This is a genomic window from Hymenobacter coccineus, assembly GCF_001816125.1.
Lineage (GTDB): Bacteria > Bacteroidota > Bacteroidia > Cytophagales > Hymenobacteraceae > Hymenobacter > Hymenobacter coccineus.
Genome location: NZ_MDZA01000196.1, coordinates 1 through 3,881, shown reverse-complemented (window position 1 = coordinate 3,881; position 3,881 = coordinate 1). Strand labels below are relative to the sequence as shown.

General features: G+C 60.3%; 6 protein-coding genes. All 6 read right to left on the bottom strand.

The annotated features are described in order from the left end of the window. Positions 1-96 precede the first annotated feature (96 nt). The gene (locus BEN49_RS12185; RefSeq protein ID WP_070743808.1) at positions 97-579 is read right to left on the bottom strand and encodes a PD-(D/E)XK nuclease family protein; all 483 of its coding nucleotides are present in this window, start codon (positions 577-579) and stop codon (positions 97-99) included. Between the two features lie 697 nt (positions 580-1,276). Beyond that, positions 1,277-1,981, bottom strand: a complete 705-nt coding sequence (locus BEN49_RS12175) for a PD-(D/E)XK nuclease-like domain-containing protein (RefSeq protein WP_070743804.1) — start codon at positions 1,979-1,981, stop codon at positions 1,277-1,279. Positions 1,982-2,029: 48 nt separating this feature from the next. Continuing rightward, positions 2,030-2,353, bottom strand: coding sequence for a hypothetical protein (locus tag BEN49_RS12170; RefSeq protein ID WP_239691917.1), 324 nt, complete (start codon positions 2,351-2,353; stop codon positions 2,030-2,032). 40 nt (positions 2,354-2,393) lie between these two features. Further along, on the bottom strand, positions 2,394-3,083 hold the full coding sequence (locus BEN49_RS12165; RefSeq protein WP_070743800.1) for a hypothetical protein: 690 nt from the start codon (positions 3,081-3,083) through the stop codon (positions 2,394-2,396). Between the two features lie 65 nt (positions 3,084-3,148). Continuing rightward, complete coding sequence (locus BEN49_RS12160) at positions 3,149-3,343, bottom strand: hypothetical protein (protein WP_070743798.1); 195 nt, start codon at positions 3,341-3,343, stop codon at positions 3,149-3,151. A 51-nt stretch (positions 3,344-3,394) separates the two neighbouring features. Beyond that, positions 3,395-3,709 (bottom strand): DUF3846 domain-containing protein, encoded by a 315-nt coding sequence (locus BEN49_RS12155; protein ID WP_083326036.1) that lies wholly within the window; start codon positions 3,707-3,709, stop codon positions 3,395-3,397. Between the last annotated feature and the right edge of the window lie 172 nt (positions 3,710-3,881).

Sequence of the window (3,881 nt, the reverse complement as noted above, 5' to 3'; positions counted from 1 at the left end):
GCGTCATACTTAGTTCTCGGCCGTTTGCCAGCTGGTTTATCTGCTTCCATGACAGGGGAAAGTTACTTTCTCCGTGTCCATTTTTACCCGACCATCTCAGACATCGGTATGCCGCTTGAATAGTTTAACCAAATCAGCCCGGCCTATCGTGTCGTAATGCTTCTTTTTGATTTCCGCTAGGTCTTTAGCGGCCTCGTTGCCCGTTTTTAGGTAAACACATACGAGTTTCCAAGTCTTATTTCGGTCGGGGTGCAAGCACCACTCCTGGGCCATCTCGCGGTAGGTATCCAGCTGGTTGCCATGCTCAGTAGCATATTTCTTGTCCTCAATGATAAGTAGGGTGTCATCGTTGATTTCTGCCCAAACATCGACGTTGTTCCACTGCCGGCCCGCATCCAAGCTGGTTATCTGGAAGTCGGGTGACTCTTTTAGCAACATAATGACGAATTGCCGGGCGCATTCGTACAGTTTAGGATCGTTTTCGCGCTGTCCTGGGGCAGCCCATTTTAGCATCCAGGTGAGGAAAGCGTCTTGACTTAATTCCTTGGTAGCTATTTGGAAAATATTAGGTTTGTCCATATTTTTTAATATAGTAAAGTGAATACTGGCGCAAGGTATAGGATGGGGGAGATATTTGCTAATAGAGGCTATATGGGGCAATCAGGTTGGTCCGCTCCGACTGAAAGCACCTGCACTTTCTTCCTTAAAACATGCACTCAATTCAGCTTCAAGCCGGATATTTATAACCTGCCGCTTGAAATTGTACCAGTCGCAAACAACGAAGAGGCCCGTGAGCGGCTTTTTTTAAGACCGGACGTTGAAAGTGACGCTTTACTTCGAGCAACTCAAAGTGCTGGTAATAGAATTTAAGTCGCACGCGTGTAGATGACGAGTTATAAATACCCTTGCTAGCTTTATTTTGGACCTTGACAGTCGGTACGCGGCCCGTGCGGTTCTTTGTGGTTATTTTCTGCAAAAACAGATACTATGGTACTCATGCATTTACCTGCCAGCCAACTGTCGAATCAATGGTGCGCAAACACTGTGAACACTTCTTGCCTAGCACAACATGAACCTCTTTAGAAACAAAACATTCGAAAACGGCATCTACAAAGAGGTGTATGTGTACTTCAGGGGCGCCCTTATTTACAAGGCGTGGTTCGTTAAGGGCAAGAAAACTTTCAGCCGGATGTTTCACTACGGCGAGGGGCTTACACAATTCTCGAATAGCGAAATAGCTAAGCGTTAGTGCGAAAGCCGCAGTTCGCAGCCATTTCTACACCCGGCTAAACGCATGGGGCTGGGCTTGCATAGGCGAGCACGGCGTGGCTTGCGTAATGGGGTGGCCTTGCTGTTGCAAAATGGCCTTTAGCAGCCGCTCGTATTTCTTTCGGCCCTGCTCGATGAGGCCAGGGGCCTCCGCTACTTCAAACTGCCACACTTCGAACGGAGCTTTCTTTTGCACGCCGATAATGATGAAGCGGGCCGCGCCCAGCAGGTCGACGTAGAGGGCGGCCTGCCGGTCGTAGTCGTATTTCTCGATGGTGGCACAGAAACTGGCGTAGTCGGGGCAGCTGGTGGTTTTGAAGTCCACGAGCACCACGCGGCCGGTTTTGGGGCTGGTTATCATCAGGTCGGGGCGCACCTTTACCGTGAGGCCGGTGGCCTCGTGGGTGGCGGTGTGGGTCTGCTCGGCATGGCCCCGGTACAGGAGGTCGCGGCAGAAGCGTTGGCGGCGCACGGCCGCCGCCAGGTCCTCAATCTGAGCCCACGGGATGCGCTGGGTGGTGCGCTGGTACTGGCCGGGCTCCAGCACGGCGGTGTGGAAGTGGCTGCCGAAGGCCAGGGCGTTCGGGTTGGGCCGACGGGTGATGCCGAGGGCGCGGTTTTTGGCCGCGGTCAGGTCGGTGTTGGATACGAGGGGCAGGGCGCGGTGGGCTTCCTGCGTTAGGCCGGGGTGGTGGCGGTGGTCGGTGAACATTTAACAATTAGCAGTTAGCAGTGAACAATGAGCAATGGGTAGCCGGGGCTACTGATGGCGGTCGATGATGCAGGCTAGGCGGGCGGATTCTGCGGCCCGGTGCAGCCAGATGTGGGAGCCGCCGCAGCCGACCAGGTAGGCCGGTTCGGGGAAAAGCCGACGCACGGCGGGCGCGAGGTCGCGCACATCGGGCAGCGGGGCGGTAAGGGCGAGGAACTGGGCCAGCTCCGTCAGGCGGGCGGCTTCTTCGGGCGAGTTGGGGGTCTGCTCCTGGCGGAGTTCAGGGAGTTGCAGCATGGGAGTGGCTAGCAGGCGGTGAGGAAGGGAGGCGGGCGTGAGCAGTGGCCCAGCGGGGTTGTCGAAGGGTTCCACCGATTCGAGCGGGGCTAGCGGTGCCGGCCCCGCCCGGTGGCTACTCGGCGGCCGGCGCGGCGTCGGCGGCTTCGAGCTGCGCGGGCTGCTCGGCGGGCGCGGGCACCCGGTAGCCGTGCACCAACTTGGTGTCGGCCTCGCCGGTGTGGGTTTCTTCGCGCCAGATGGCGAAGTCTTGGGCGAACTCCTGGCGGGCCTGCACCTCGGCCGGGTCGGCGGCGGTGTAGCTGAATTCGGCGATGTAGTAAGTGGCCGTTTTGCCCTCCTTCTCGGTCTGCTTCTTCTGGGCGGTGGCGGTCACCACCACGTCGGCCAGGGTCAGGTCGTCGTAGAACAGCGGCTCGATGAGGCGGTACAGGTTTTCGACCGAATAGCCGTGGAACAGCACGGCGCACACGGCCCCCTTGTCGTCGACAAAGTAGAGTTCGGCCCACGTCTTGCGGCCCATGTTCAGGATGTTGTCCTGGAAAATGTGCCAGGCCAGCGGGATAAAGCGCAGCGACTTGCCGAGGACGGTCTGGCCGCCGAGGTTGAAAACACCCGCCTTCGCGTCGAAGCGAACCTGGCGCGGGTGGCCGGGCAGGTACTTGAAGCGGCTGGTTTCGGTGACCTCGCCGCTATTCTCGTCCACCGAAACGCTGAGGTAGGCGCGGGTGGGCTTTGGGGTGGTCGGGAGGGCGGCGGGGGCTGCTGCTGCGGCACCGGCGGCGGTTGTGGTGGGGGTTGCCATGGGGGCAGGTATAGGGAAGTAAAAAAGCGGGGCCAATTATCGGCCGGCCCCTACGCCGTTAGTGCTTAGGCCCGGCGCGGGTCGGGGTTCTCGTGTATATCCTGGAAGTGGCGGCAGTCGCGGATGATGTCGCGGATGGCTCCGGCGCGGGTCGGGCTGTCGTTGTTGGCCGTGGTGGCGCTGAATGGCTGGCGGGCCTGCCAGACGTAGCCTCCGGCGGGCCAGCGGCGGATGTAAGCGCGGAAAATCGGGGCTTTCATGGGGCGGGATTGGTATGCGGGGCCGGTGTCAAATAGCCGGCCCCTGGGTGGCTAGCGGAATTGCTGGTCGTGGCAGAGGATGGCGCGGCCCACGATGGCGTCGACGCCCCGGGCTTCGGGCTGGTGCTGGTGCCAGAGGTAGGTCGCCAGCAGGTTGAGGTAAGCCGGTTCGCGGAATTTGCCTTCGTCGTCGATGATGAGAATCAGTTCGTTGGTGAGGCGCACCACGTCGACGGTGCGGCAGTCGAGCAGGGCGTACAGCTCGGCCAGCTTGAAGCCCTTGCCGTTGGCGGGGTTGATAGGCTGAGGCTCGGCGCTGTGCGGGTCGAGCAAATGGGGCTGATAAGTAGTAGCGGTGCGGGGCATGGGCGCAGGGGATGCGGGGCCGGCGCGCTGAGGGCGGCCCCCGGTTGATGGGTCGGGATGGTGGCGGGGCCGGCTAGCGCGGCGCGTAGCTGCCGGGTGCGGCGTGCGGCCGGGCGCTGGGGTAGGCGTGGGCACTGGCGTTGAAAAGGCCGACGACGGCGGCCAGCGCTGC